Origin of the sequence: Pseudarthrobacter sulfonivorans, from assembly GCF_014712225.1 — a bacterium.
Taxonomy (GTDB): Bacteria; Actinomycetota; Actinomycetes; order Actinomycetales; family Micrococcaceae; genus Arthrobacter; species Arthrobacter sulfonivorans.
On record NZ_JACXBW010000004.1, the window covers coordinates 254,763 to 275,397 of the forward strand.

General features: G+C 66.3%; 21 protein-coding genes. 19 read left to right on the forward strand and 2 right to left on the reverse strand.

The window, feature by feature from the left end; genetic code table 11:
- The first annotated feature begins 49 nt into the window (after positions 1 to 49).
- From IAQ70_RS07445 to IAQ70_RS07475, 7 genes are all read left to right on the forward strand, one after another.
- Complete coding sequence (locus IAQ70_RS07445; RefSeq protein WP_190988751.1) at positions 50 to 1,612, forward strand: molybdopterin-dependent oxidoreductase; 1,563 nt, start codon at positions 50 to 52, stop codon at positions 1,610 to 1,612.
- Complete coding sequence (locus IAQ70_RS07450; protein WP_223859315.1) at positions 1,609 to 2,901, forward strand: molybdopterin molybdotransferase MoeA; 1,293 nt, start codon at positions 1,609 to 1,611, stop codon at positions 2,899 to 2,901. The genes IAQ70_RS07445 and IAQ70_RS07450 overlap by 4 nt, the downstream gene beginning before the upstream one ends.
- A complete protein-coding gene (moaC, locus tag IAQ70_RS07455; RefSeq protein WP_190988671.1) occupies positions 2,889 to 3,383 on the forward strand; it encodes a cyclic pyranopterin monophosphate synthase MoaC in 495 nt (164 codons plus the stop codon). The genes IAQ70_RS07450 and moaC overlap by 13 nt, the downstream gene beginning before the upstream one ends.
- The gene (locus tag IAQ70_RS07460; RefSeq protein WP_223859317.1) at positions 3,380 to 3,973 is read left to right on the forward strand and encodes a MogA/MoaB family molybdenum cofactor biosynthesis protein; all 594 of its coding nucleotides are present in this window, start codon (positions 3,380 to 3,382) and stop codon (positions 3,971 to 3,973) included. The genes moaC and IAQ70_RS07460 overlap by 4 nt, the downstream gene beginning before the upstream one ends.
- Positions 3,963 to 4,424 (forward strand): molybdenum cofactor biosynthesis protein MoaE, encoded by a 462-nt coding sequence (locus IAQ70_RS07465; protein ID WP_190988672.1) that lies wholly within the window; start codon positions 3,963 to 3,965, stop codon positions 4,422 to 4,424. The genes IAQ70_RS07460 and IAQ70_RS07465 overlap by 11 nt, the downstream gene beginning before the upstream one ends.
- 132 nt (positions 4,425 to 4,556) lie before the next feature.
- Positions 4,557 to 5,327, forward strand: coding sequence for a 4-hydroxy-tetrahydrodipicolinate reductase (gene dapB, locus IAQ70_RS07470; RefSeq protein ID WP_190988673.1), 771 nt, complete (start codon positions 4,557 to 4,559; stop codon positions 5,325 to 5,327).
- 3 nt (positions 5,328 to 5,330) lie between these two features.
- Positions 5,331 to 5,813, forward strand: a complete 483-nt coding sequence (locus IAQ70_RS07475) for a hypothetical protein (RefSeq protein ID WP_190988674.1) — start codon at positions 5,331 to 5,333, stop codon at positions 5,811 to 5,813.
- 66 nt (positions 5,814 to 5,879) lie between these two features.
- Here the strand turns inward: IAQ70_RS07475 and IAQ70_RS07480 are convergent, their stop codons facing one another.
- Positions 5,880 to 7,115, reverse strand: coding sequence for a heparan-alpha-glucosaminide N-acetyltransferase domain-containing protein (locus tag IAQ70_RS07480; RefSeq protein ID WP_190988675.1), 1,236 nt, complete (start codon positions 7,113 to 7,115; stop codon positions 5,880 to 5,882).
- Positions 7,116 to 7,365: 250 nt separating this feature from the next.
- Between IAQ70_RS07480 and IAQ70_RS07485 the strand changes: the two genes are divergently transcribed.
- The 8 genes from IAQ70_RS07485 to IAQ70_RS07520 all read left to right on the forward strand — a co-directional run bounded on the left by IAQ70_RS07485 (position 7,366) and on the right by IAQ70_RS07520 (position 16,131).
- Complete coding sequence (locus IAQ70_RS07485) at positions 7,366 to 7,695, forward strand: hypothetical protein (RefSeq protein WP_223859319.1); 330 nt, start codon at positions 7,366 to 7,368, stop codon at positions 7,693 to 7,695.
- 4 nt (positions 7,696 to 7,699) lie between these two features.
- Entirely contained in the window at positions 7,700 to 8,446 is a 747-nt protein-coding gene (locus IAQ70_RS07490; RefSeq protein WP_190988676.1) for a carbon-nitrogen hydrolase family protein, read from the forward strand.
- A 75-nt stretch (positions 8,447 to 8,521) separates the two neighbouring features.
- A complete protein-coding gene (gene dapA / locus IAQ70_RS07495; protein ID WP_190988677.1) occupies positions 8,522 to 9,430 on the forward strand; it encodes a 4-hydroxy-tetrahydrodipicolinate synthase in 909 nt (302 codons plus the stop codon).
- A gap of 41 nt (positions 9,431 to 9,471) precedes the next feature.
- Positions 9,472 to 11,163: a ribonuclease J gene (locus tag IAQ70_RS07500; protein ID WP_190988678.1), complete on the forward strand. Its 1,692-nt coding sequence runs from the start codon at positions 9,472 to 9,474 to the stop codon at positions 11,161 to 11,163.
- Between the two features lie 283 nt (positions 11,164 to 11,446).
- The gene (locus IAQ70_RS07505; RefSeq protein WP_190988679.1) at positions 11,447 to 14,380 is read left to right on the forward strand and encodes an FtsK/SpoIIIE family DNA translocase; all 2,934 of its coding nucleotides are present in this window, start codon (positions 11,447 to 11,449) and stop codon (positions 14,378 to 14,380) included.
- Positions 14,381 to 14,389: 9 nt separating this feature from the next.
- The gene (gene pgsA / locus IAQ70_RS07510; protein WP_190988680.1) at positions 14,390 to 15,025 is read left to right on the forward strand and encodes a CDP-diacylglycerol--glycerol-3-phosphate 3-phosphatidyltransferase; all 636 of its coding nucleotides are present in this window, start codon (positions 14,390 to 14,392) and stop codon (positions 15,023 to 15,025) included.
- Positions 15,026 to 15,033: 8 nt separating this feature from the next.
- Positions 15,034 to 15,513, forward strand: coding sequence for a CinA family protein (locus IAQ70_RS07515; protein WP_190988681.1), 480 nt, complete (start codon positions 15,034 to 15,036; stop codon positions 15,511 to 15,513).
- 165 nt (positions 15,514 to 15,678) lie between these two features.
- The gene (locus IAQ70_RS07520; protein WP_190988682.1) at positions 15,679 to 16,131 is read left to right on the forward strand and encodes a helix-turn-helix domain-containing protein; all 453 of its coding nucleotides are present in this window, start codon (positions 15,679 to 15,681) and stop codon (positions 16,129 to 16,131) included.
- A gap of 72 nt (positions 16,132 to 16,203) precedes the next feature.
- Here the strand turns inward: IAQ70_RS07520 and IAQ70_RS07525 are convergent, their stop codons facing one another.
- Positions 16,204 to 16,782, reverse strand: coding sequence for a MarR family winged helix-turn-helix transcriptional regulator (locus tag IAQ70_RS07525; protein WP_223859321.1), 579 nt, complete (start codon positions 16,780 to 16,782; stop codon positions 16,204 to 16,206).
- 41 nt (positions 16,783 to 16,823) lie between these two features.
- On the opposite strand from IAQ70_RS07525, the gene IAQ70_RS07530 reads away from it, so the two are divergent.
- From IAQ70_RS07530 to miaB, 4 genes are all read left to right on the forward strand, one after another.
- Complete coding sequence (locus IAQ70_RS07530; protein WP_190988684.1) at positions 16,824 to 17,045, forward strand: DUF3046 domain-containing protein; 222 nt, start codon at positions 16,824 to 16,826, stop codon at positions 17,043 to 17,045.
- Positions 17,046 to 17,259: 214 nt separating this feature from the next.
- Positions 17,260 to 18,315: a recombinase RecA gene (gene recA / locus IAQ70_RS07535; RefSeq protein ID WP_190988685.1), complete on the forward strand. Its 1,056-nt coding sequence runs from the start codon at positions 17,260 to 17,262 to the stop codon at positions 18,313 to 18,315.
- A 61-nt stretch (positions 18,316 to 18,376) separates the two neighbouring features.
- On the forward strand, positions 18,377 to 19,012 hold the full coding sequence (locus tag IAQ70_RS07540) for a regulatory protein RecX (RefSeq protein ID WP_190988686.1): 636 nt from the start codon (positions 18,377 to 18,379) through the stop codon (positions 19,010 to 19,012).
- 42 nt (positions 19,013 to 19,054) lie between these two features.
- A complete protein-coding gene (gene miaB / locus IAQ70_RS07545; RefSeq protein ID WP_407682566.1) occupies positions 19,055 to 20,632 on the forward strand; it encodes a tRNA (N6-isopentenyl adenosine(37)-C2)-methylthiotransferase MiaB in 1,578 nt (525 codons plus the stop codon).
- Positions 20,633 to 20,635 lie beyond the last annotated feature (3 nt).

Sequence of the window (20,635 nt, forward strand, 5' to 3'; positions counted from 1 at the left end):
CAGGTCCCAGCGCGTGGAGGAAACCGCCGACGACGGCGCGAGCTCCGGAATGCGGCCAGCAACCTCGCGTGCCGCTCACGGCAGCCGCCGCTGGGCCGCTGCGTCGGGGATGGTTTCCGCGGTCGCGGCCGTGGTGGCCGGAGAGCTGCTCGCCGGACTGCTGAGCCCCTCCCTGTCACCGCTGACGGCCGTGGGCGGGGCCTTGATCGACGCTCTTCCGCCCGGCGTGAAGGAGTGGGCCGTCAGCCTGTTCGGCACCGCAGACAAGGCAGTATTCGTTACCGGCATGCTGATCGTCATCGCGGCCGTTGGGGGTCTCGCCGGAATCCTGGAACAGCGGAGACGCTTTGCCGGCGCGGCCGTGATTGCCGTTTTTGGGCTCGTGGGGCTCGCCGCCGTCCTGACCCGCGCCCAGATGACTCCGGGCGCCGTTCCGGTGCCGCTGGCCGCAGCGGTTGCCGGCGCGCTCCTGTTGCGGTTCCTGATCCGCCGGCTGAGGGAAAACACTCCAGCCGCGCCGGCCCCAGAGGGAAAACGCGGTACTGGGCGGCGCACGTTCCTACAGGTCCTGGCAACGAGTGCCGCGGTGACGGCTGTGGGCGGGATCATTGCCGGAGTCTGGCGGGGCGCGGCCGCGGGCATCAGCACCGCCCGCGAAAAGCTGAGGCTGCCCGCCGCGGCTTCTGAGGCACCTGCGATTCCGGCGGGCGCAGAAGTAAGCCTGGACGGCATGCAGCCGCTGGTCACGCCGAAGAGGGATTTCTACCGGATCGACACGGCCCTGATCGTCCCGGTCATCGACCCCGATACCTGGACACTCCGGGTGACGGGGATGGTGGAGCAGGAGATCGAACTTAACCTGGCCGACCTGCTGGCCAAGCCGCTCATCGAACGCCACGTCACCATCGCCTGCGTGTCCAACGAAGTGGGCGGTGACCTGATTGGCAATGCGCGCTGGCTTGGGTGGCCGGTGCGGGAGTTGCTCGCCTTGGTGCGCCCGCAGGCCGGTGCAGACATGGTGCTGTCGCGAAGCTCCGACGGCTGGACCGCAGGCACACCGCTGGAGGTCCTCACCGATACCAGGGACGCCATTTTGGCCGTGGGAATGAACGGCGAACCGCTGCCGCTTGAACACGGCTTTCCCGTCCGGATGATTGTGCCCGGCCTCTACGGCTACGTTTCCGCCACCAAGTGGCTGACCGAGCTCCGCCTCACCAAATTCGCCGACGACGAAGGCTACTGGACGCCACGAGGCTGGTCCGAGCGCGGTCCCATCAAGACGGCGTCCCGGATCGATGTCCCGCGTACGGGCAGGCGCGTCGGCGCCGGCACCGTGAAGTTCGGCGGAGTGGCCTGGTCCCAGCACACCGGCATCGGCAAGGTGGAGCTGCGGGTCAACCGCGGTCCGTGGCAGCAGGCTGACCTGGCGCCCGGGATCTCGCGGGACACGTGGTACCAGTGGCAGCTGGGCATCGAGCTGACGCCGGGCCAATACGAAGTGCAGGTCCGCGCCACAGACCTCAGCGGCAAACCGCAGGCTGAGGAACGCCGGCCCGTTGCGCCGGACGGAGCCACGGGCTTCCACACCATTAGAGTGGACGTGAATCCATGACGGCGTACACCGAAGGCAGGACCATGCACAGCTCCCCGCACGAGCACGGCGGCGCCCTGCACCAGCACGGCGGCGCCCCGCACGGGGCGCGGTCCGTAGCCCGGCACCGCGCCGCCGTCGCCGAACTGCTGGCTCCGCTGCTGACTGAAGCACGGGCGGAAACGCTGGCGCTGCGGGACGCTCTGGGGAAGGGCCTGGCCCATGACATTGCGGCGCCCCTGAGCCTCCCGCCGTTCGCGAACTCCCAAATGGACGGCTTCGCCATCAACAGTGCACACGTGCCCGACGGCGGTGCGGAGCTGCGGACCGTCGACCCGGTTCCCGCAGGTGCCACGCCCGCGGCCCTCGAGCGAGGCTGCGCCGCCCCCATCATGACCGGGGCCATGATTCCTGACGGTGCCGACGCCGTCGTACCCGTGGAGCAGGCCGTCCCGGACAGGTTTCCAGCCCCCGGAGTGGCTGGCACTGTGTGGCTGCCGGCGACGGCGGCAGGCACCTTTGTGCGAGCAGCCGGCAGCGACATTCGTGCGGGAGAGCGGGCGCTGGCAGCCGGAACGTTCCTCGGCCCGGCACAGCTGGGTTTGCTCGCTGCCCTGGGCATCGGGGAGGTGACCGTGCACCGGACCGTGACGGTTCTGCTGGCCACCACCGGGGACGAAGTGGTTGAGCCCGGCCGGCCGCTGCCGGCCGGCAAGATCTACGACTCCAACGGAACCCTTTTGGAGAGTGCCCTGCGCCAGGCCGGCCTGGCTGTGGTGCGCACTGCCATCGCCTCTGACCGGCCCGAAGAACTCCGGGCACTGCTGCGCAGCCACGCCGGCTCCGTGGACCTGATTGTCACCACCGGCGGGGTCAGCAAGGGAGCCTATGAAGTGGTTCGGCAGGCGATGGACGGGCAGGCCGCCGAGTTCGTGCACGTGGCAATGCAGCCTGGCGGTCCGCAGGGTATCGGGACGTTCGACGGCGTGCCCTTCCTGGGGTTTCCCGGCAACCCCGTGAGCTGCCTGGTGTCCTTCGAAATGTTCCTGCGGCCGGTGCTGGCCGGGATGTTCGGCTCGCCCGCTCCGCGGACCGCCGTTCCCGCGCGGCTGGCCCACAGCCTGACATCTCCGGAACACAAACACCAGGTCCGCCGCGGAAGCTACCAGGCTGACGGCACGGTCCGCCTTGAAGGGGGCGACAGCTCCCACCTCATGCATGCACTGGCCGGCTCCAACGCGCTTGTTCATGTCCCGGCCGGGGTCTCGGCGCTCGCCGAGGGCGACGAGGTGGAAGTATGGATGCTGTGAATCCAGAACAAACCCCGCCGGTGCTGACCCACCTGCGCCAGGACGGCAGTGCCCAGATGGTGGACGTGTCGAACAAGGCCGAAACCACCCGGGAAGCCACCGCCACAGCCACCGTCCGCACAACGAGCGAAGTGCTGGGCCTGCTCGGCTCCGGCGGACTGCCCAAGGGCGACGCCCTGGCGGTGGCGCGCATCGCAGGGATCATGGCGGCCAAAAAGACGCCGGAACTCATCCCGCTGTGCCATCCGTTGCCGCTCTCCAAAGTCACCGTCGACTTTGAGTTGGGGGCGGCGTCCGTGGACATCCTTGCCACCGTTAAGACCCGCGGTGTTACCGGAGTCGAAATGGAGGCCCTTACGGCGGCGTCCGTGGCGGCCCTCAGCGTTTACGACATGATCAAGGCCGTCGACAAGCACGCGGTACTGACCGACATCAAAGTGCTGGCGAAAAGCGGCGGCAAGAGCGGGGACTGGACACTATGAGCGGAACCACCGAAGACACCTTCCTGCCAGAACCGGATACGTCTGAGCCGCATACGTCTGAGCCGCACCCGCCAGAGCCGCACCCGCACGAGAACCACACACACGGCGAGGTGCAGGGCCGGAAAGCCGGGGTCGTCATAGCCTCCACCCGGGCCGCGGCCGGCATTTACGAGGATGAGACCGGCCCCGTGATCATCGACTGGCTCACCGAACACGGCTTCGATGCCTATCCCGCCATGGTGGTCCCCGACGGTGAGCCCGTTGGCGCTGCCATCCGCGCGCTCCTGACCCAGCGCCCCGCCGTCGTCATCACCAGCGGCGGGACCGGGCTCAGCCCGGACGACCGGACCCCGGACGTGACACTGCCCCTGCTGGACCGGGAAATCCCCGGCATCATGGAGGCCATCCGGCGTGCCGGGGCGGCCAAAACGCCGCTCGCAGCGCTGAGCCGCGGCTACGCCGGGGCCGCCGGGCGGACCTTCATTGTCAACCTGCCCGGTTCGCCGAAGGGCGTCATGGACGGGCTCTCCGTCCTGGACCCAGTGATCGGGCACCTATGCGACCAGTTGGAGGGCCGGAATGGGCACTGAAACAGTTTTTGAAGTTGTCCACGCGGTATTGAGTGCAGAGCCGATCTCCGTGGAACAGGCCATCGCCGCCGTCGAGTCGGACACCGCCGGCGCCGTTGTCAGCTTCAGCGGGGTGGTAAGAAATCACGACGGCGGCAAAGCAGTCGAGCGACTCAGTTACAGTGCGCACCCCACGGCGCACCAGGTGATGGCCGACGTCGTCGCCGCCCTTGTCGCAGAGCATTCCGAGGGTTCGTCCGGGGCGCAGCCTGTCCGGATCTGGGCTGCCCACCGCATCGGCATGCTGGAAATCGGTGATCCCGCACTGGTCTGCGCCGTCTCTGCCGCCCACCGGGGCCAGGCCTTTGCGGTGTGCTCCGAGCTGGTGGACCGGATCAAAGACCAGGTTCCCATTTGGAAGGAACAGTTCTTCGCCGACGGCACCGTTGAATGGGTGGGCGCCGGCAGCTGACTGCAGCGGCAACTTGCTGTCGGTCCTGGCTGCCGGCGCTCACCGCGGGTGGTTCCGCCGACCCCAGGCATGCGAGGTAACGCACGTCCGCAGGTTCCGTCCCGTGCCCGGCCCGACGGTAGGGTTAAAGGCATGACCGAACAACACCCCGATCCCAGCCGTGTGGCTGTCCTTGGCGCCAACGGGCGCATGGGCGCCGAAGCCGTCAAGGCTATTGAAGCCGCCGCCGATATGACGCTTGTAGCCGCCCTGGGGCGCGGCGATTCGCTCGATCAGTTGGCCGCCTCCGGAGCCGAATTCGTCGTCGATCTCACCGTTCCCGAGAGCACCGAAGCGAACGTACGGTACGCCGTCGAGCACGGCATGCACGCCGTGGTGGGTACCACAGGGTGGGATGCCACCCGGCTCGCCGCCCTCGAAGCCCTACTCGCGGAGCACCCCGAAACCGGCGTGCTGATCGCCCCCAACTTCGCCCTCGGTTCGGTGCTGGCCTCGGCGTTCGCCGCCAAGGCCGCCCAGTACTTTGAATCCGTGGAAATCATAGAACTGCACCACCCGGACAAGGTGGACGCACCCTCCGGAACCGCCGTCCGTACCGCCCAGCTCATCGCCGCGGAACGGGCAGCGGCAAACGTGCCGGCCAGCCCTGACGCTACCACCAGCGAACTCGCCGGCGCCCGGGGCTGCGACGTGGACGGAGTGCGCATCCACAGCGTCAGGCTTCGCGGACTCGTGGCACACCAGGAAGTCCTGCTCGGCGGCCCGGGGGAGCAGCTGACCTTCCGGCACGACTCCTTTGACCGCGCTTCCTTCATGCCCGGTGTGCTGCTGGGCGTCCGCAAGGTCGCGGCGAACCCCGGGCTGACCGTCGGCCTCGACGGCTACCTGGACCTGGGGCTCTAGGCCGTGGACACATTCCTCGCCGCGTTCCGGAAGAACCGCACCAAGATCTGGGTGGGTGCCGTTACGCTGCTGCTGGTCTTCTATCTCGTAGTGTCCTTCCAGCGTTCGATTTTGCTGCTCACGGACAACAATCTTGCGGCCAAGGCCATAGGGGCCGCGTATCTGGTGCTGCCGATCGTCGGCGCCTGGGCCCTCATCCGGGAACTGATGTTCGGGGCCCGCACGGAAAAGATGGCCCGGATCCTGGAAGCCGAGGGCGGGCTGCCCGTGGACGACCTCCCGCGGACTCCCGCGGGCCGGATCATCCGGGCAGCGGCTGACCAGGAATTCGAGAAGTACAGGGCCGAGGCTGAAGCGGCTCCCGAGGACTGGCGCTCCTGGTTCCGGCTGAGCTGCGCCTACGACGCCGCCGGGGACCGCAAGCGCGCCCGCGCCTCCATGCGGGACGCCGGCCGCCTCTTCCGCGGCAACGTTCCCGCCAGCTGAGGGCGCAGCGCACTGGCTTTCCAACTGGACTCCAGCTGACGTCTTCCTCCAACTAACCCCTGCCTGCTAACCGGGACCGACCCGTCCGCTGCGGCCAAGCTGATTGGCTCCGTGGCCCAGGTACTCCAGCGGCCCACGCCATTTCAACAGCACAAACACCGTCCCTACGATGATGGCTATGGCGGCCTGCGCAAAGTACATACCGTCCTCCGTCCAGCCGGCCGGCAGGGGCTTGAGGTAGAACCCCGACACCACCCAGACGTGCGCCGAGTAGAGCGTCAGCGTCATGGCGCCCGCCCCGCGCAGCGGCAGCAACAGGTCAAGGTCCAGCCAGTCCGCCAGCCTGCCGAGCAGGAGGCACGCACCAATCACCGCCGCGGCCACCCCTGAGGTGTGCGCCAGGTCCAGGGATGTGGCGGAATGCGGTGCAGCGGACGCCAGCCACCACCACGATCCTTCCTGCCGGATTCCGGTGAGGTTGACCTGGAGCACGCTATCCAGCGGGTAGCCCGGGGCGTTGAGCACCTGCTCCAGCGCTGCCCGGCCACCCCAGTTCTCCATGGCGGCCGTCCCCAAGGCCTTTGCCAGTGCGGCCACCGCTGTGCCGCCGGTCAGCAACAGGACCGGAACCATCGCCTTGGTGAGTGGCAGCCGGCCTATCACCAGGCCAACCAGCAGATACGCCAACCATTGGAAGGCAGGGTAGTAGCCGGTCAGGAACAGGTCGCCCAGTAGGGGGAGGGGCGTCGACAGGTCCTCCCAGGACGGGTTGTGGCCCAGGTGCAGGGGCGGGTCCGCTGCCATCAGCCAAGGCCGCAGCAGGTAGGCGAGCACCGGTGAAAGCACGGTCCAGCCCACGGCCCACGCGCAGAGCGCTTTCAGCTTCAGTCCCAGGAACGGCAGGACGCACAGAAACAGCAGGGCGTAGTGGACCAGGATGATCGCAAGGTTCACTTCCAGCCCGCCAAGCGAGAGTCCGACGGCGGCAATCACCAGTGCGCGCAGGGCGACACCGCGGCGGGCAGCGTTGAGGGCAGTTCCTTCCGGCGGCACCTGCTTGCCGGTGGAAAGCGCCAGCCCGACGCCCGCCAGCACGGCGAACAGGGCGGCCGCCCGGCCCGAAAACGTCAGGCCGATCCAGGTTGGAGTCAGGTCTGCATTGGCCTCGAACGTCGGCAGCAGGTGCGTGGCCATCATGCCCAGGAGCGCCAGCCCCCTGGCCGCGTCGATTCCACGGAGACGGCTGGCGGGGGAAGAGGCTCGGGGCGCCCGCGAGGGTCTCGCTGTGGCTCGGGACGTCATGAGGCGATGGTCTCATACTGACCCGCCCGGCCCCAGTCAACATGTCACCAAAGAGGCTCCCCGGTGGAAACCCGCTGGTAGGAAAACTGCTCACTCGCACTTGTATTCGAATATATGTTCGAATAACATGAGCGTTATGCACACTCCATTCGAGCCGCAGCAGTCCCCGGAACCTCCAGCCGCGGGTGGCCATGGGCGGCCCGCGCCTGGCGCCAGCGCCGCGGGGCAGCCGACGGGGCTGATGAGGGCCATGAGCCCGGGCGTAGTGGACTTCCTCTTCCGCCAGCTTGTGGCGGGACGGTCCGCGGAGGACATCCAGTGGCAGCAGGAAGGCATTGCCCTGACGGCCCAGCCGCCGGGAGCCGAACTGGCACGCCGTTTAGCCGAGACCGACGTCGACGCTCTCACGCCCACCGAGCTGTTCCACTATGTGCGGTCCGCCCAGCGGCTGGCGGCCTGGGCTGAAGGATTGCGGGAGGCCGCGGTCCAGAGATACTGCCATCCGGCCGAGGCGCAAGACGCCGGGGTGCAGGATGCAAAACTGCCTGGTGCGCGGCTGCAGGGTGGTTGCCTAGGATGAAGGGGTGACCGAGGCCCTGACAGTATCCGCCATCCAGTACCAGGCGCTGGACGGCGGGATCATGCCGAATGTCGAGGAACACGTCCGGCTGATCGAAGACGCCGAATCCCACGGCGCGAGGCTGGTGATCTTCCCGGAACTGTCTTTGACCGGTTACAACTTGGCATTGCTGTCTGCCGATGACGCCTGGCTTCGCCCGGATGATCCGCGGCTGGGTGACCTCCACGAAATCTGCCGCAGGACCGGGATCACCGCCGTGGCAGGGGCTGCCTACCGGGAGCCTGACGGCACGCCGCGGCTGGCGTGCGTTGCCATCCACCCGGGCGGCTCCATCGATTTCGGGTTCAAGACCCACCTTCGCGGGCCGGAAAAGGATCTCTTCACCGCAGGCGACGGTGCCCTCCTCCTCAACCTGGACGGCTGGCAGGTAGCACTGGCCATCTGCGCCGATGCTTCCGTTCCCGCCCACTCCACCGAGGCCGCGCTGGCAGGCGCAGACATCTATGCGGTGTCGGCGGTCTACACGGTGGAGGAGGAGCGCCGGCTTGCCCTGCACCTCGGGGCCACGGCCATGGACAACCGGATGTTTGGCGTCCTGGCGAACCTCGGCGGAACCACACCGTTGGGTCCTTCCTGCGGGCTGAGCGGGTTTTGGGGGCCTGATGGCCGCCGGATGCGACACGCGGCCGGAACCGGCACCGAGGTTATCACCGCGGTCCTCCAGCGAGGTGCCTTGCGCAAATTCCACTGACGGGGGCAGCTATTTGACGCTTATCACCCCTCCGCCATTGTCCTAACCGGTGGCGGACAGGGTAACGTTTTTTCCATGCCTCACAAATCCGCCACCATTCCTGCCCTTGGTACCCTCCTCACCGCCATGGTCACGCCCTTCACCAAGGACGGCGCCGTGGACTACCGGCAGGCGGCGGAGCTGGCCACCAAGCTCGTGGACGAGGGCTGCGACGGCCTCGTGGTCACCGGCACCACCGGCGAAACGTCCACCCTTGCGGACGAAGAAAACCTTGGCATGTTCCGTGCCGTCAAGGAGGCTGTGGGGGACCGCGCCGCCATTATTGCCGGCACCGGAACCAACGACACCGCGCACTCCGTGCACCTCTCCCAGCAGGCGGCCGCCCTCGGCGTCGATGGCCTGCTGCTCGTCACGCCGTACTACAACAAACCGAGCCAGGCCGGCGTCCGTGCACACTTCGAAACTGTCGCGTCTTCCACCGATGTGCCGGTCATGCTTTACGACATCCCGGGCCGCTCCTCCATTGCGATCGAGCCCGAAACCATGATTCGCCTGGCCCAGCACCCGAACATTGTCGCGGTCAAGGATGCCAAAGCCGATTTCATGGCGGCCAGCCGCGTGATGGCAGAGACGGACCTGTACTTCTACTCGGGAGATGACGGGCTGACCCTGCCTTGGATGTCCCTGGGTGCCGTCGGACTGGTGGGCGTGACAACCCACATCGCTACCCGTCGCTTCCGTGAACTGATCGATGCCGTCAACGCGAACGATCTGGAAACCGCCCGCAAGATCAACTTCGAGCTGCTGCCCGTGGTCCGGGCTACGATGACCCGCGTCCAGGGAGCCGTTGCAGCCAAACAAATTCTTAAATGGCAGGGAGTCCTGCCCAACTCGATTGTCCGTTTGCCCCTCGTGGAGCCGGACGAAGCCGAGATCGAAACCATCCGCGAGGACTTGGCGGAAGCGGGGCTGGTCTTTTCCTGAGGGCTAAGACCGGCACCCTTCCGCCTGGAAAGTAGTGCACTATGACCCAAACCGCCCTTCCCGGCCTTGTCACGCCCCCACGCCTGCCGCAAGGCACCCTCCGCATTGTTCCGCTCGGCGGGCTGGGGGAGATCGGCCGGAACATGGCTGTCTTCGAGATCGACGGCAAGCTGCTGATCGTCGACTGCGGTGTCCTCTTCCCGGAGGAAACCCAGCCCGGCGTTGACCTTATCCTGCCCGATTTCTCCTACATCGAGGACCGGCTGGACGACATCGTGGCCGTTGTTCTTACCCACGGCCACGAGGACCACATCGGCGCCGTTCCTTATCTCCTGCGGCTGCGCGCCGACATCCCCCTGGTGGGCTCACAGCTGACGCTGGCCCTCATCGAGGCCAAGCTGCAGGAACACCGGATCCGTCCGTACACGATGACCGTTGAAGAGGGCCAGGTCGAAAAGTTTGGCCCCTTCGAATGCGAGTTTGTCGCCGTCAACCACTCCATCCCCGACGCTTTGGCCGTGTTCATCCGCACGGCCGGTGGCACCGTCCTGCACACGGGCGACTTCAAGATGGACCAGCTGCCCCTGGACGGCCGGATCACCGACCTCCGGCACTTCGCCAAACTGGGTGAAGAGGGCGTTGACCTCTTTATGTCCGACTCCACCAACGCCGACGTCCCGGGCTTCACCACCGCCGAGAAGGAAATCGGCCCAACGCTGGAACGGCTCTTCGGCCAGGCCAGCAAGCGCATCATCGTGGCGTCCTTCTCCTCGCACGTCCACCGCGTCCAGCAAGTCCTTGACGCAGCTGCCAAGCACAACCGCAAGGTGGCCTTTGTGGGCCGCTCCATGGTCCGCAACATGGCCATTGCCGCAAAACTCGGTTACCTCGACGTCCCCGAGGGCCTCCTCGTGGACATCAAGAACATCGACAACCTGCCTGATAACCGCGTTGTGCTGATGTCCACCGGATCGCAGGGCGAACCGATGGCCGCGCTTTCCCGCATGGCCAACGGGGACCACCGCGTGGTGGTTGGCGACGGCGATACCGTGATCCTGGCGTCCAGCCTGATCCCGGGTAACGAGAACGCCGTGTTCCGGATCATCAACGGCCTGCTGAAACTGGGCGCGGACGTCATCCACAAGGGCAACGCCAAGGTCCACGTCTCGGGACACGCAGCTGCCGGCGAACTGCTCTACTGCTACAACATCCTTGAGCCGCTCAATGCCATGCCGGTACACGGCGAGACCCGGCACCTGATCGCCAACGGCAAGATCGCCATCGAGTCCGGCGTTCCCACGGCCAGCGTCATCCTTGCCGACAACGGCACCGTCATCGACCTCAAGGACCACCGCGCCGACGTGGTGGGCCAGGTCGAAGTGGGCTTTGTCTATGTCGACGGCTCCAGCGTCGGTGAGGTCACCGAAGCTGACCTCAAGGACCGCCAGACGCTCGGTGACGAAGGCTTCATCTCCATCATCACGGTCATCCACCGCGCCACCGGCAAGGTGGTATCGGGACCGGAGATCCACGCCCGAGGCGTGGCCGAGGACGATTCGGTCTTCGACGAGATCATCCCGAAGATCAACGCCGCCCTGGAAGAAGCCGTGCTTAACCGCACGGACCACACCACGCACCAGCTCCAGCAGGTTGTCCGGCGTGTGGTGGGCACGTGGGTCAACCGCAAGCTGCGCCGCAAGCCCATGATCATCCCGGTGGTCCTGGAGGCGTAGCCAGTCTCATCATCGACTGCTCCCCACCGGCACCCTCGCCTCGCAAGCTCGGCCAGGGAACCCTGCCGGCGTGGGCCCAGCGCGGTTTTGGCGTCGTAAAAGGGCCGTTACGGAGCAATCGATGAAGGCCCTGTTCAGAGGGGAGCCCAAAGGCCCGGTTCTTCGGAACCGGGCCTTTGGCTGTGCCGGGACGGGGTGGAGCGGGCGCTGATGGGCAACATGGAAGCCTCGAATCAGGCGGAAATTCGCGGAATACCGGACCAGTTCCGGTACCGTGGCAAGTATGGCCACTCGTACTACCCCCGCGCCCAAAGGCACCGCCCGAGGCACGAACACCGCCAAATCCGGCAGCTCCGCGGGCCGCGGCGCAGGGTCGGCAGCGTCCAGAGGCGGCGGCGCCAGCGGACGGGCGGGATCCCCGGCCGGTGCCGCGCGCACCCGGCAGCTTCCCGCCGTCGAACAGCGGCAGCCCTGGCTCCTGCGCGTGGTCGGTGGCGCATGGCTGGGTGTAGGGCACCTGGTGGGCGGGGGAGTCCGCAGGATCGGTTCCGACGTCAGCGACCTGCCGGCGGAGGACCGCCGCGACGGCGCAGCCCTGTTCAACCTCGCGCTGGGCGTCTTCATCGCCACGTTCGCGTGGTGGGGGCTGACGGGCTGGTTCCCGGACGCCGTCTACAGCGTGGTCAACGGCACCTTCGGGTGGGTGTCACTGCTCCTGCCGCTGATGCTCTTTGCCTGCGCTTTCCGGCTCTTCCGGCAGCCCGACGACGGCCGCGGCAACAACCGGGTGGGCATCGGATTCCTCATCATGACCTTCGCAGGCTGCGGCCTCGCGCACGTGCTGGGCGGTCAGCCCACCGTCGCCGATGGCTTCGACGGCCTCCGCCAGGCGGGCGGCATGCTCGGCTTCCTCGCGGCATCACCGCTTGCCGCCATCCACGCCGTGGTGCCCCTTGTGCTGTATGGCGTCCTGGCCTTCATCTCACTGCTGATCATCACAGCCACACCCTTCGGGGCCATTCCCCGCCGGCTGCACTCGGCCTACGAACACCTGATGGGCATCGACCTGCAGGAGCCAGGCGACGCCAGTGACCGTCACGACCGCAGCTACCTTGAGGAAACGCGAGCCGCCGCGGCCCCGAAGAAGAAGAAGAAGCGGCGCCTCTTCGGCAAGGACGAAGACTCCGACGCCGGGCTGGAAGGCTATGTCGGTGACGAGGCCTTCGAGCATGCGGTCATCGATGACGAGGATGCCGAAGGCGGAAAAACAGGCCGCGGATCCCGCCCTGCCCCCGGGGTGCGGCGTCCCACGCAGGCGGAAATCGCCGTCGAAAAGATCAAGGCCGCCCAGGGCCTCGGAAGTACAGGGCACAGCCCGGCGGACAACGCCACCGAGGCCATTCCGCTTGTCACCCCCGGCATGGTGGCCGCAGGCTCGCTCAACCCTGTCCCCGCCGCCGCCCCGCAGGTGCCGGCCAAACCCGTCACCCCCGTACCGCTGCCCACGCCCATCCCGCAGCGGACCGAGCAGCTCTCGCTGGCGGGCGACGTCACCTACACCCTGCCGTCGTCGGACGTTCTCACCCCCGGTTCCATCCCCAAGGAACGCACCGAGGCCAACGACGCCGTCGTCGCCGCCCTCACCGACACCCTCCAGCAGTTCAATGTGGACGCCACGGTCACAGGCTTCAGCCGGGGCCCCACCGTCACCCGCTACGAGATCGAACTGGCATCGGGGACCAAGGTGGAACGGGTCACTGCCCTGTCCAAGAATATTTCCTACGCGGTGGCTTCCAGTGATGTCCGCATCCTCAGCCCGATTCCGGGCAAATCCGCCATCGGCATCGAGATCCCCAACACAGACCGTGAGACGGTCTCCCTCGGCGACGTCCTCCGCAGCCAGAACGCGCGAAGGACCGAGCACCCGATGGTGATGGGCGTGGGCAAGGACGTCGAAGGCGGCTACGTCGTAGCCAACCTCGCGAAGATGCCCCACCTGCTCGTCGCCGGTGCCACCGGTGCGGGCAAGTCCTCCTTCGTGAACTCCATGATCACGTCCATCCTGATGCGGGCCACCCCCGATGAGGTCCGCATGGTCATGGTGGACCCCAAGCGCGTGGAGCTGACCGCCTACGAGGGTGTCCCGCACCTCATCACCCCGATCATCACGAACCCCAAAAAGGCCGCCGAGGCCCTGCAGTGGGTGGTCCGGGAAATGGACGCCCGCTACGATGACCTCGCCAACTATGGCTTCAAGCACATTGACGACTTCAACAAGGCCGTCCGGGCCGGCAAGGTCATCCCGCCCGAAGGTTCCAAGCGCGTCGTGCGGCCGTACCCTTATCTGCTGGTGATCGTTGACGAGCTCGCCGACCTGATGATGGTGGCCCCGCGCGACGTCGAGGACTCCATTGTCCGCATCACCCAGCTGGCCCGTGCGGCAGGTATCCACCTGGTCCTCGCCACGCAGCGGCCCTCAGTGGACGTCGTCACCGGCCTGATCAAGGCCAACGTGCCCTCCCGCATGGCGTTTGCCACCTCCTCCGTCACCGACTCCCGGGTGGTCCTTGACCAGCCCGGCGCCGAGAAGCTCATCGGCCAGGGTGATGCCCTGTTCCTGCCGATGGGCGCCTCCAAGGCCATGCGCGTCCAGGGCGCCTGGGTCACCGAGTCCGAAATCCATAAGGTGGTGGAACACGTCAAGGGCCAGCTGAAGGCCGTCTACCGCGATGACGTGGCACCCGAGGCGCAGAAGAAGCAGATCGACGACGACATCGGGGACGATCTCGACGTACTGCTGCAGGCCACCGAACTCGTGGTCACCACGCAGTTCGGGTCGACCTCGATGCTCCAGCGCAAGCTCCGCGTCGGTTTCGCCAAGGCCGGCCGGCTCATGGACCTGCTGGAGTCCAGGGGAGTGGTTGGCCCGTCGGAAGGTTCCAAGGCACGCGACGTCCTGGTCAAACCGGACGATCTGGCCGCCGTGCTGGCAGCCATGAAGGGGCAGGACGCGCCGGCTGTTGCGGATACCCACACCGCCGCCCTCAGCGACAACGCCAATGCCAACATCGCCCAGGGCGGTTACGCTGAGGACCTCGTCCAAGCCGACCTGGACCAGCGAAGCCAGAGCGTCGAATACTTCGACGGAGCAGACACGAGCTCCAATGGCGACGACGAAGACGGGTCCGAAGACGCCTGGTCACTCACCGGACGGTAGCCTAGAAGGGTGACTAGCACCGAAGCAACTGCCGCCGGCTCCAGCAGCCCCGGGATCTGGAATCTGCCAAACATCCTGACCATGCTGCGTATCGCCCTCGTGCCGTTCTTCGTCTGGTTCCTCCTCCTCGATGCCCCCGGGCTGCGGAGTGAGTCAGGTCCCTGGCGATGGGCGGCGGTGGTGGCGTTCGCCGTCGCGATCTACACGGACAAGCTCGACGGCGACATCGCCAGGAGCCGCGGGCTCGTCACCAATTTCGGCAAGATCGCCGATCCCATCGCCGACAAGCTCCTGATCGGCTCCGCGCTCGTTATGTTGTGCGTGCTCGGTGAGCTGCCCTGGTGGGTCACCATCGTGATCCTTGTCCGGGAATGGGGCATCACGGCGCTTCGCTTCTTTGTCATCCGCTACGGCGTCATCCCGGCGTCGCGCGGCGGCAAGCTCAAGACCGTCGTGCAGACTGCCGCGATCTTCCTGTACCTGCTGCCGCTGGGCGCGCTGGCACCCTGGCTGGTCTGGGTGGCTTTCGCAGTCATGATGGTCGCCGTACTCATCACGGTATGGACCGGCGTCGAATACGTGGTGGAAGCCCTGCGTCTGCGGGCGCAGGGAAAACAGTCCCGAAACACAACGCCCGGCACCTAGGAGCTGACGTGACAAATCTTCACCATCTGGCGGAACAGGCAGTCAGGAATGCCTTGGACACCGGCCGCACCGTTGCTGCCGCGGAGTCACTTACTGCGGGGATGGTCACCGCCGTCCTGGCCGATACTGCCGGGGCCTCGGGCATGCTGCAAGGCGGGGTGGTGGCGTACCAGAACTCCGTCAAAGTTGACGTCCTGGGTGTTTCGGCTGAACTGCTGGCCGCCGTCGGCTCGGTGGACGGGGACGTCGCCGCGGCCATGGCCACGGGTGTCCGGTCTGCGCTGGGCGCGGACGTTGGCCTCGCCACCACAGGCGTGGCCGGCCCCGAGGAACACGACGGAAAAGCGGTGGGAACGGTCTTCATCGGTGTTGCAACCGCCGAAGGCGCTTCGGCCTTCCAATACAGTTTCACCGGGAACCGCGCCGATATCCGCGGGCAAGCATGCGGCGCAGCACTGGAAAGGCTGCTCACAGTTCTGTCTCCCTAAGGCTCTGTCCCCCCGAAGCTACCGGGCGTAAAGTTGCCGGGAACAAATCTCCGAACCTATTAGTTATTACATTGTGTCGCTTTGGCAGAGCTGAGGCGCCTAGGATAAATAACAACTCCGGTTTCCCATGGTGAGCCGGACTGATGAAGGAGCAAGGCGATACAGATGGTAAAGCAGCCCGTATCCGTAAACGGCGTTGTCCGCTGGAAGGATGTGGGCCTCGCCGATCAGGCAAAGAGCGAACAGAAGGAGCGCAAAATGGTTGTACTTCGCCACGAAATCGGTGATGTCCTGCGCGATGTCCGCCAGCGCCAGGGGCGTACGCTCCGCGAAGTCTCGCACAGTGCCCGAGTATCCCTGGGCTACCTCAGCGAAGTGGAGCGGGGACAGAAGGAAGCCTCGTCAGAGCTCCTGTCGTCGATCTGCTCGGCCTTGGACGTGCCGTTGTCCATCATGCTCCGTGAAGTCAGCGACCGCGTAGCCGTCGCTGAGGGCGTTGCCGTTCCAGACACCGTTCCCCAGGAATTCTCACAGCGCTACGGCCGCGATCTTGACCGCGACCTGAATGCTGAACTCACCAACGAACTCTCCACAGGCCTCCTTTCCGGCGCACGGTAAGCGGGCCCGCAGGGGTCTTACGCATAAAAGGCGAAGCCTCCGGCCAGCGGCCGGAGGCTTCGTTGTGTGCGGTTACCTGGCGGTGCTGGCCGACCGGTTGGTGGTGCCGCCACGGGCGGCTGCGTCTTTGCCGAGGACGTCCAGGTCGAAGATCGCGTTGAGCTTGGCCATGTATTCGGCGAGCGTCTGCAGTTCCTCCACCGGCCATTCCCCCAAGCGCTCACGGAAGTCCTGCCGGCGTGCGTCCTGGACCTGGTGCATCTTCTCCTCACCCTTTTCCGTAAGGCGGATCGACTGCGCCCGCCCGTCCAGGGGATCAGCTTCCTTGGAGACCAGCCCGATGCTTTCCAGGAACGCGATTTGGCGGCTGACCGACGGCTTGCCCACGCCGATGTTCTGGGCCAGGTCGGTCAAACGGATGGGACCCTCACGCCGGATGACCGCCAGCAGTCCGTAGGCGGCCGGTTCCATGTCCGGATGAACCTGGCGCGAGAGTTGCTGGGATACCGAACGCGCACGCCGCCAAAAAAGACTGATCTGGTGTTCGACCGTGTTGAGCGTGTCGTCGAGGGTGTCCCCGCGGGCACCCGTATCAGGAGCGGCTGCATCAGCAGGTGCTTCCATTGGAGGGCCATCGGCTGGGTTGCTCATGGCAACAATTCTAGGGTCCGGGATCATGAGAGACTCTATTGGTGCGGATCAGTGACTATTGGCGGCTTATGGACGACGAATTCGGGGCAGGCTACTCCCGGGTCCTCAGCAGCACCCTGGTTCTCGCCGGGGTCGGAGGACGCACGGCTGACCAGGCCCTCAGCGCCGGCGTGAGCCCCCGGAACGTCTGGCTCGCCATGTGCGAGGTCCAGGACGTTCCGCCGGACCGGCGCCTGGGCCGCGACGTCAAGCCCCGCGACTGACCTCTTCCTGCTGACCCACTGCACCTCTCTGCGGCTGACACGCCGTCGGATCTGTTCGAATATCTGTTCGGGTAAAGCTATGCTTTTTGTAGTGGGTTATCCACATACGCGATGTCGCCCGGCTTGAATGTCGGAGGGTGCCATTAGCGTCAGAGATGACCAATAAAGGCCCCTGAGGCCACTCCAAAGCGAGAAAGCATTAGAGGTGTGAACCATGGCGGCAGCCCCGGATCGTGCAAAAGCGTTGGAAGCAGCGCTGGCCCAGATTGATAAGCAGTTCGGCAAAGGATCGGTCATGCGCCTGGGGGACGAAGTCCGTGCCCCCATCGAGGTCATTCCCACCGGCTCCATCGCACTGGACGTGGCCCTGGGAATTGGTGGCCTGCCCCGCGGACGCGTCGTAGAGATCTATGGCCCGGAGTCCTCCGGTAAAACCACAGTGGCCCTGCACGCCGTCGCAAACGCCCAGCGTCTGGGCGGCATCGCCGCGTTCATCGACGCCGAGCACGCGCTGGACCCGGAATACGCTGCCAAACTGGGTGTCGACACCGACGCCCTCCTGGTCTCCCAGCCTGACACCGGTGAGCAGGCCCTGGAAATCATGGACATGCTGATCGGTTCCGGCTCGCTGGACGTTATCGTCATCGACTCCGTTGCCGCCCTGGTGCCGCGCGCGGAAATCGAGGGTGACATGGGTGACAGCCACGTTGGCCTGCAGGCCCGCCTCATGAGCCAGGCGCTGCGTAAGATCACCGGCCGCCTGAGCCAGACCAAGACCACTGCCATCTTCATCAACCAGCTCCGTGAAAAGATCGGCGTGTTCTTCGGCTCCCCGGAGACCACCACCGGCGGCAAGGCCCTGAAGTTCTACGCCTCCATCCGCATCGACGTCCGCCGGATCCAGACCCTTAAGGAAGGTGCCGACTCCGTCGGTAACCGCACCAAAGCCAAGATCGTCAAGAACAAGATGGCGCCGCCCTTCAAGATCGCCGAGTTCGACATCATCTATGGCCAGGGCATTTCCCGCGAGGGCGGCATCATCGACATGGGCGTTGAACACGGCATCATCAAGAAGTCCGGTTCATGGTTCACGTATGACGGCGACCAGCTGGGGCAGGGCATGGAGAACTCCCGCCGTTTCCTGCGCGACAACCCCGAACTGGCCGCTGAGCTGGAACGCCTCATCAAGGAGAAGCTGGGCGTGGGCGTCAAGCCCGCTGCGGACGAGTCCAAGGATTCGCCCAAGCTCAAGGCCGTTGACGGCTTCTAAAGTCCACGGCTTCCAAGGTTGACGGGTTACAGGGCCGTGCGTTCGAAGGCAGCGCGGATTTATGGGTGAAGGGGACTCCGGGGCAGGACGCGGGCGGCGCAGGAGCGCGGGCGGCTGGCGCGGCGCCGGCGCGGACGGGCCTGATCCGGAGTCGTCCGTCGCTGCCGACGCCGAGCCTGACCCCGCCTCCGTCGCCCGCGCCATCGTCCTGCGGCAGCTGACCAGTTCGGCGAAAAGCCGACTCCAGCTGGCCCGCAAGCTTGCGGAACGGAACATCCCCGAGGACGTGGCCGAAGCCGTCCTGGACCGGTTCCAGGAAGTCCGCCTGATTGACGACGCCGACTTCGCCGACATGTGGGTACGCAGCCGGTCCCAGTCACGGAAGCTGGCTAAGGGGGCCCTCCGCCGCGAGTTGTCGGACAAGGGCATCGACGCGGACACGGCCGCTGCCGCGCTGGAGCAAGTCTCCGACGCGGACGAGGAAGAGGCCGCCCGCGTACTGGTGGAACGTAAGCTCCGGCCCGGCACGGACCTGTCGGACAGGGCCGAGCGGGACAAGATGACGCGGCGCCTCGCTTCCATGCTCGCCCGGAAGGGCTACCAGCCCGCCCAGGCTTTCAGGGTGGTCGGTGAGGTCATAGACGCCCGGCTGGACGGCCGCCAGGCCAGCCGCGACGGCTACGAGCCGGAGCTGTAGGCCGGCGGGGCGGCGCCTCCGCTGAGCCGGTACCCTTAACAGGTGAGTTTGACCATTCCTTCCCCCGCATCCGGCACAGTCCCTTCCGCAGCCTCCGGCGCACTGCAAGCTACAGGTGCACCGCAGCCCCGCACCTATCAGGTGCGCACTTTCGGCTGCCAGATGAACGTCCATGATTCGGAGCGGATGGCCGGCATGCTTGAGGCCGCAGGCTACGTACCGGCCCAAAGTGAGCAGGCCGACGTTGTGGTGTTCAACACCTGCGCCGTCAGGGAGAACGCGGACAACAAGCTCTACGGCAACCTGGGCATGCTGGCGCCCGTGAAGGCCGCCAACCCGGGAATGCAGATCGCCGTGGGCGGCTGCCTGGCCCAAAAAGACCGGGAAGCCATCCTCAAGAAGGCGCCCTGGGTGGACGCCGTGTTCGGCACCCACAACGTCGGTGCGCTTCCGGCGCTGCTGGACCGGGCCCGGCACAACAACGAGGCCCAGTTGGAGATCCTCGAATCCCTCGACGTTTTCCCCTCCACGCTGCCCACCAAGCGGGATTCGGTTTACTCAGGATGGGTCTCCATTTCGGTGGGCTGCAACAACACCTGCACGTTCTGTATCGTCCCGGCCCTGCGCGGCAAGGAGAAAGACCGCCGGCCCGGTGACATCCTCGCCGAAATCCAGGCGCTCGTGGACGACGGCGCGATCGAAGTCACCCTCCTCGGGCAGAACGTCAACTCCTATGGCGTGGAATTCGGCGACCGGCAGGCCTTTTCAAAACTCCTGCGCGCCTGCGGTGAAATTCAGGGCCTGGAAAGGGTCAGGTTCACCAGCCCGCACCCCGCCGCCTTCACGGACGACGTCATTGACGCGATGGCCGAGACTCCTAATGTCATGCCACAGCTGCACATGCCGCTGCAGTCCGGATCGGACAAGGTGCTGAAGGACATGAAGCGGTCCTACCGGTCCGCCAAGTTCCTGGGCATCCTGGACAAGGTCCGGGACAGGATCCCGCACGCCGCCATTTCCACCGATATCATCGTGGGTTTCCCCGGTGAAACGGAGGAGGACTTCCAGGCCACCCTCGACGTCGTGGAGAAATCGCGCTTCGCCACCGCCTTCACGTTCCAGTACTCCAAGCGGCCGGGCACCCCCGCGGCGGACCTGCCGGAGCAGCTGCCCAAGGCCGTAGTCCAGGAGCGCTTCGAACGCCTGACCGCCCTGCAGGACCGGGTTGCCGCCGAGGAAAACGCCAAGCAGCTCGGCCGGCGGGTGGAGGTCATGGTCACCGCCCAGTCGGGACGGAAGTCTGAAGAAACACACCGGCTCTCCGGCCGGTCCCGGGACCAGCGGCTGGTGCACTTCTCGGTACCGGAGGGCGCCGAGTCACCCCGGCCCGGTGACCTGGTCACTGTCACCATCACCGAGGCCGCAGCCTTCCACCTCGTCGCGGACCCTGCACTGCAGGACTACAGCCTGCGCCGGTCCCGTGCGGGGGACGCCTGGGACAGGTCGCAGGCTGACTCCTGCGGCGCTCCCGCACCAGGAACCGCAGGCAGCGGCGCAGGTGGCGGTGGCCGGACCGGGGTCTCGCTGGGCATGCCCGCGCTGCCGGCCCGGAGCCGCTGACCG

Coding starts and splice junctions, on each gene's coding strand:
- recA (WP_190988685.1), top strand. CDS start 17,260: ATGGCGGCAGCCCCGGATCGTGCAAAAGCGTTGGAAGCAGCGCTGGCC.
- IAQ70_RS07445 (WP_190988751.1), top strand. CDS start 50: ATGCGGCCAGCAACCTCGCGTGCCGCTCACGGCAGCCGCCGCTGGGCC.
- dapA (WP_190988677.1), top strand. CDS start 8,522: ATGCCTCACAAATCCGCCACCATTCCTGCCCTTGGTACCCTCCTCACC.
- IAQ70_RS07500 (WP_190988678.1), top strand. CDS start 9,472: ATGACCCAAACCGCCCTTCCCGGCCTTGTCACGCCCCCACGCCTGCCG.
- IAQ70_RS07465 (WP_190988672.1), top strand. CDS start 3,963: ATGGGCACTGAAACAGTTTTTGAAGTTGTCCACGCGGTATTGAGTGCA.
- IAQ70_RS07450 (WP_223859315.1), top strand. CDS start 1,609: ATGACGGCGTACACCGAAGGCAGGACCATGCACAGCTCCCCGCACGAG.
- dapB (WP_190988673.1), top strand. CDS start 4,557: ATGACCGAACAACACCCCGATCCCAGCCGTGTGGCTGTCCTTGGCGCC.
- IAQ70_RS07525 (WP_223859321.1), bottom strand. CDS start 16,782: ATGAGCAACCCAGCCGATGGCCCTCCAATGGAAGCACCTGCTGATGCA.
- IAQ70_RS07505 (WP_190988679.1), top strand. CDS start 11,447: ATGGCCACTCGTACTACCCCCGCGCCCAAAGGCACCGCCCGAGGCACG.
- IAQ70_RS07485 (WP_223859319.1), top strand. CDS start 7,366: ATGAGCCCGGGCGTAGTGGACTTCCTCTTCCGCCAGCTTGTGGCGGGA.
- moaC (WP_190988671.1), top strand. CDS start 2,889: ATGGATGCTGTGAATCCAGAACAAACCCCGCCGGTGCTGACCCACCTG.
- IAQ70_RS07520 (WP_190988682.1), top strand. CDS start 15,679: ATGGTAAAGCAGCCCGTATCCGTAAACGGCGTTGTCCGCTGGAAGGAT.
- IAQ70_RS07540 (WP_190988686.1), top strand. CDS start 18,377: ATGGGTGAAGGGGACTCCGGGGCAGGACGCGGGCGGCGCAGGAGCGCG.
- IAQ70_RS07480 (WP_190988675.1), bottom strand. CDS start 7,115: ATGACGTCCCGAGCCACAGCGAGACCCTCGCGGGCGCCCCGAGCCTCT.
- IAQ70_RS07460 (WP_223859317.1), top strand. CDS start 3,380: ATGAGCGGAACCACCGAAGACACCTTCCTGCCAGAACCGGATACGTCT.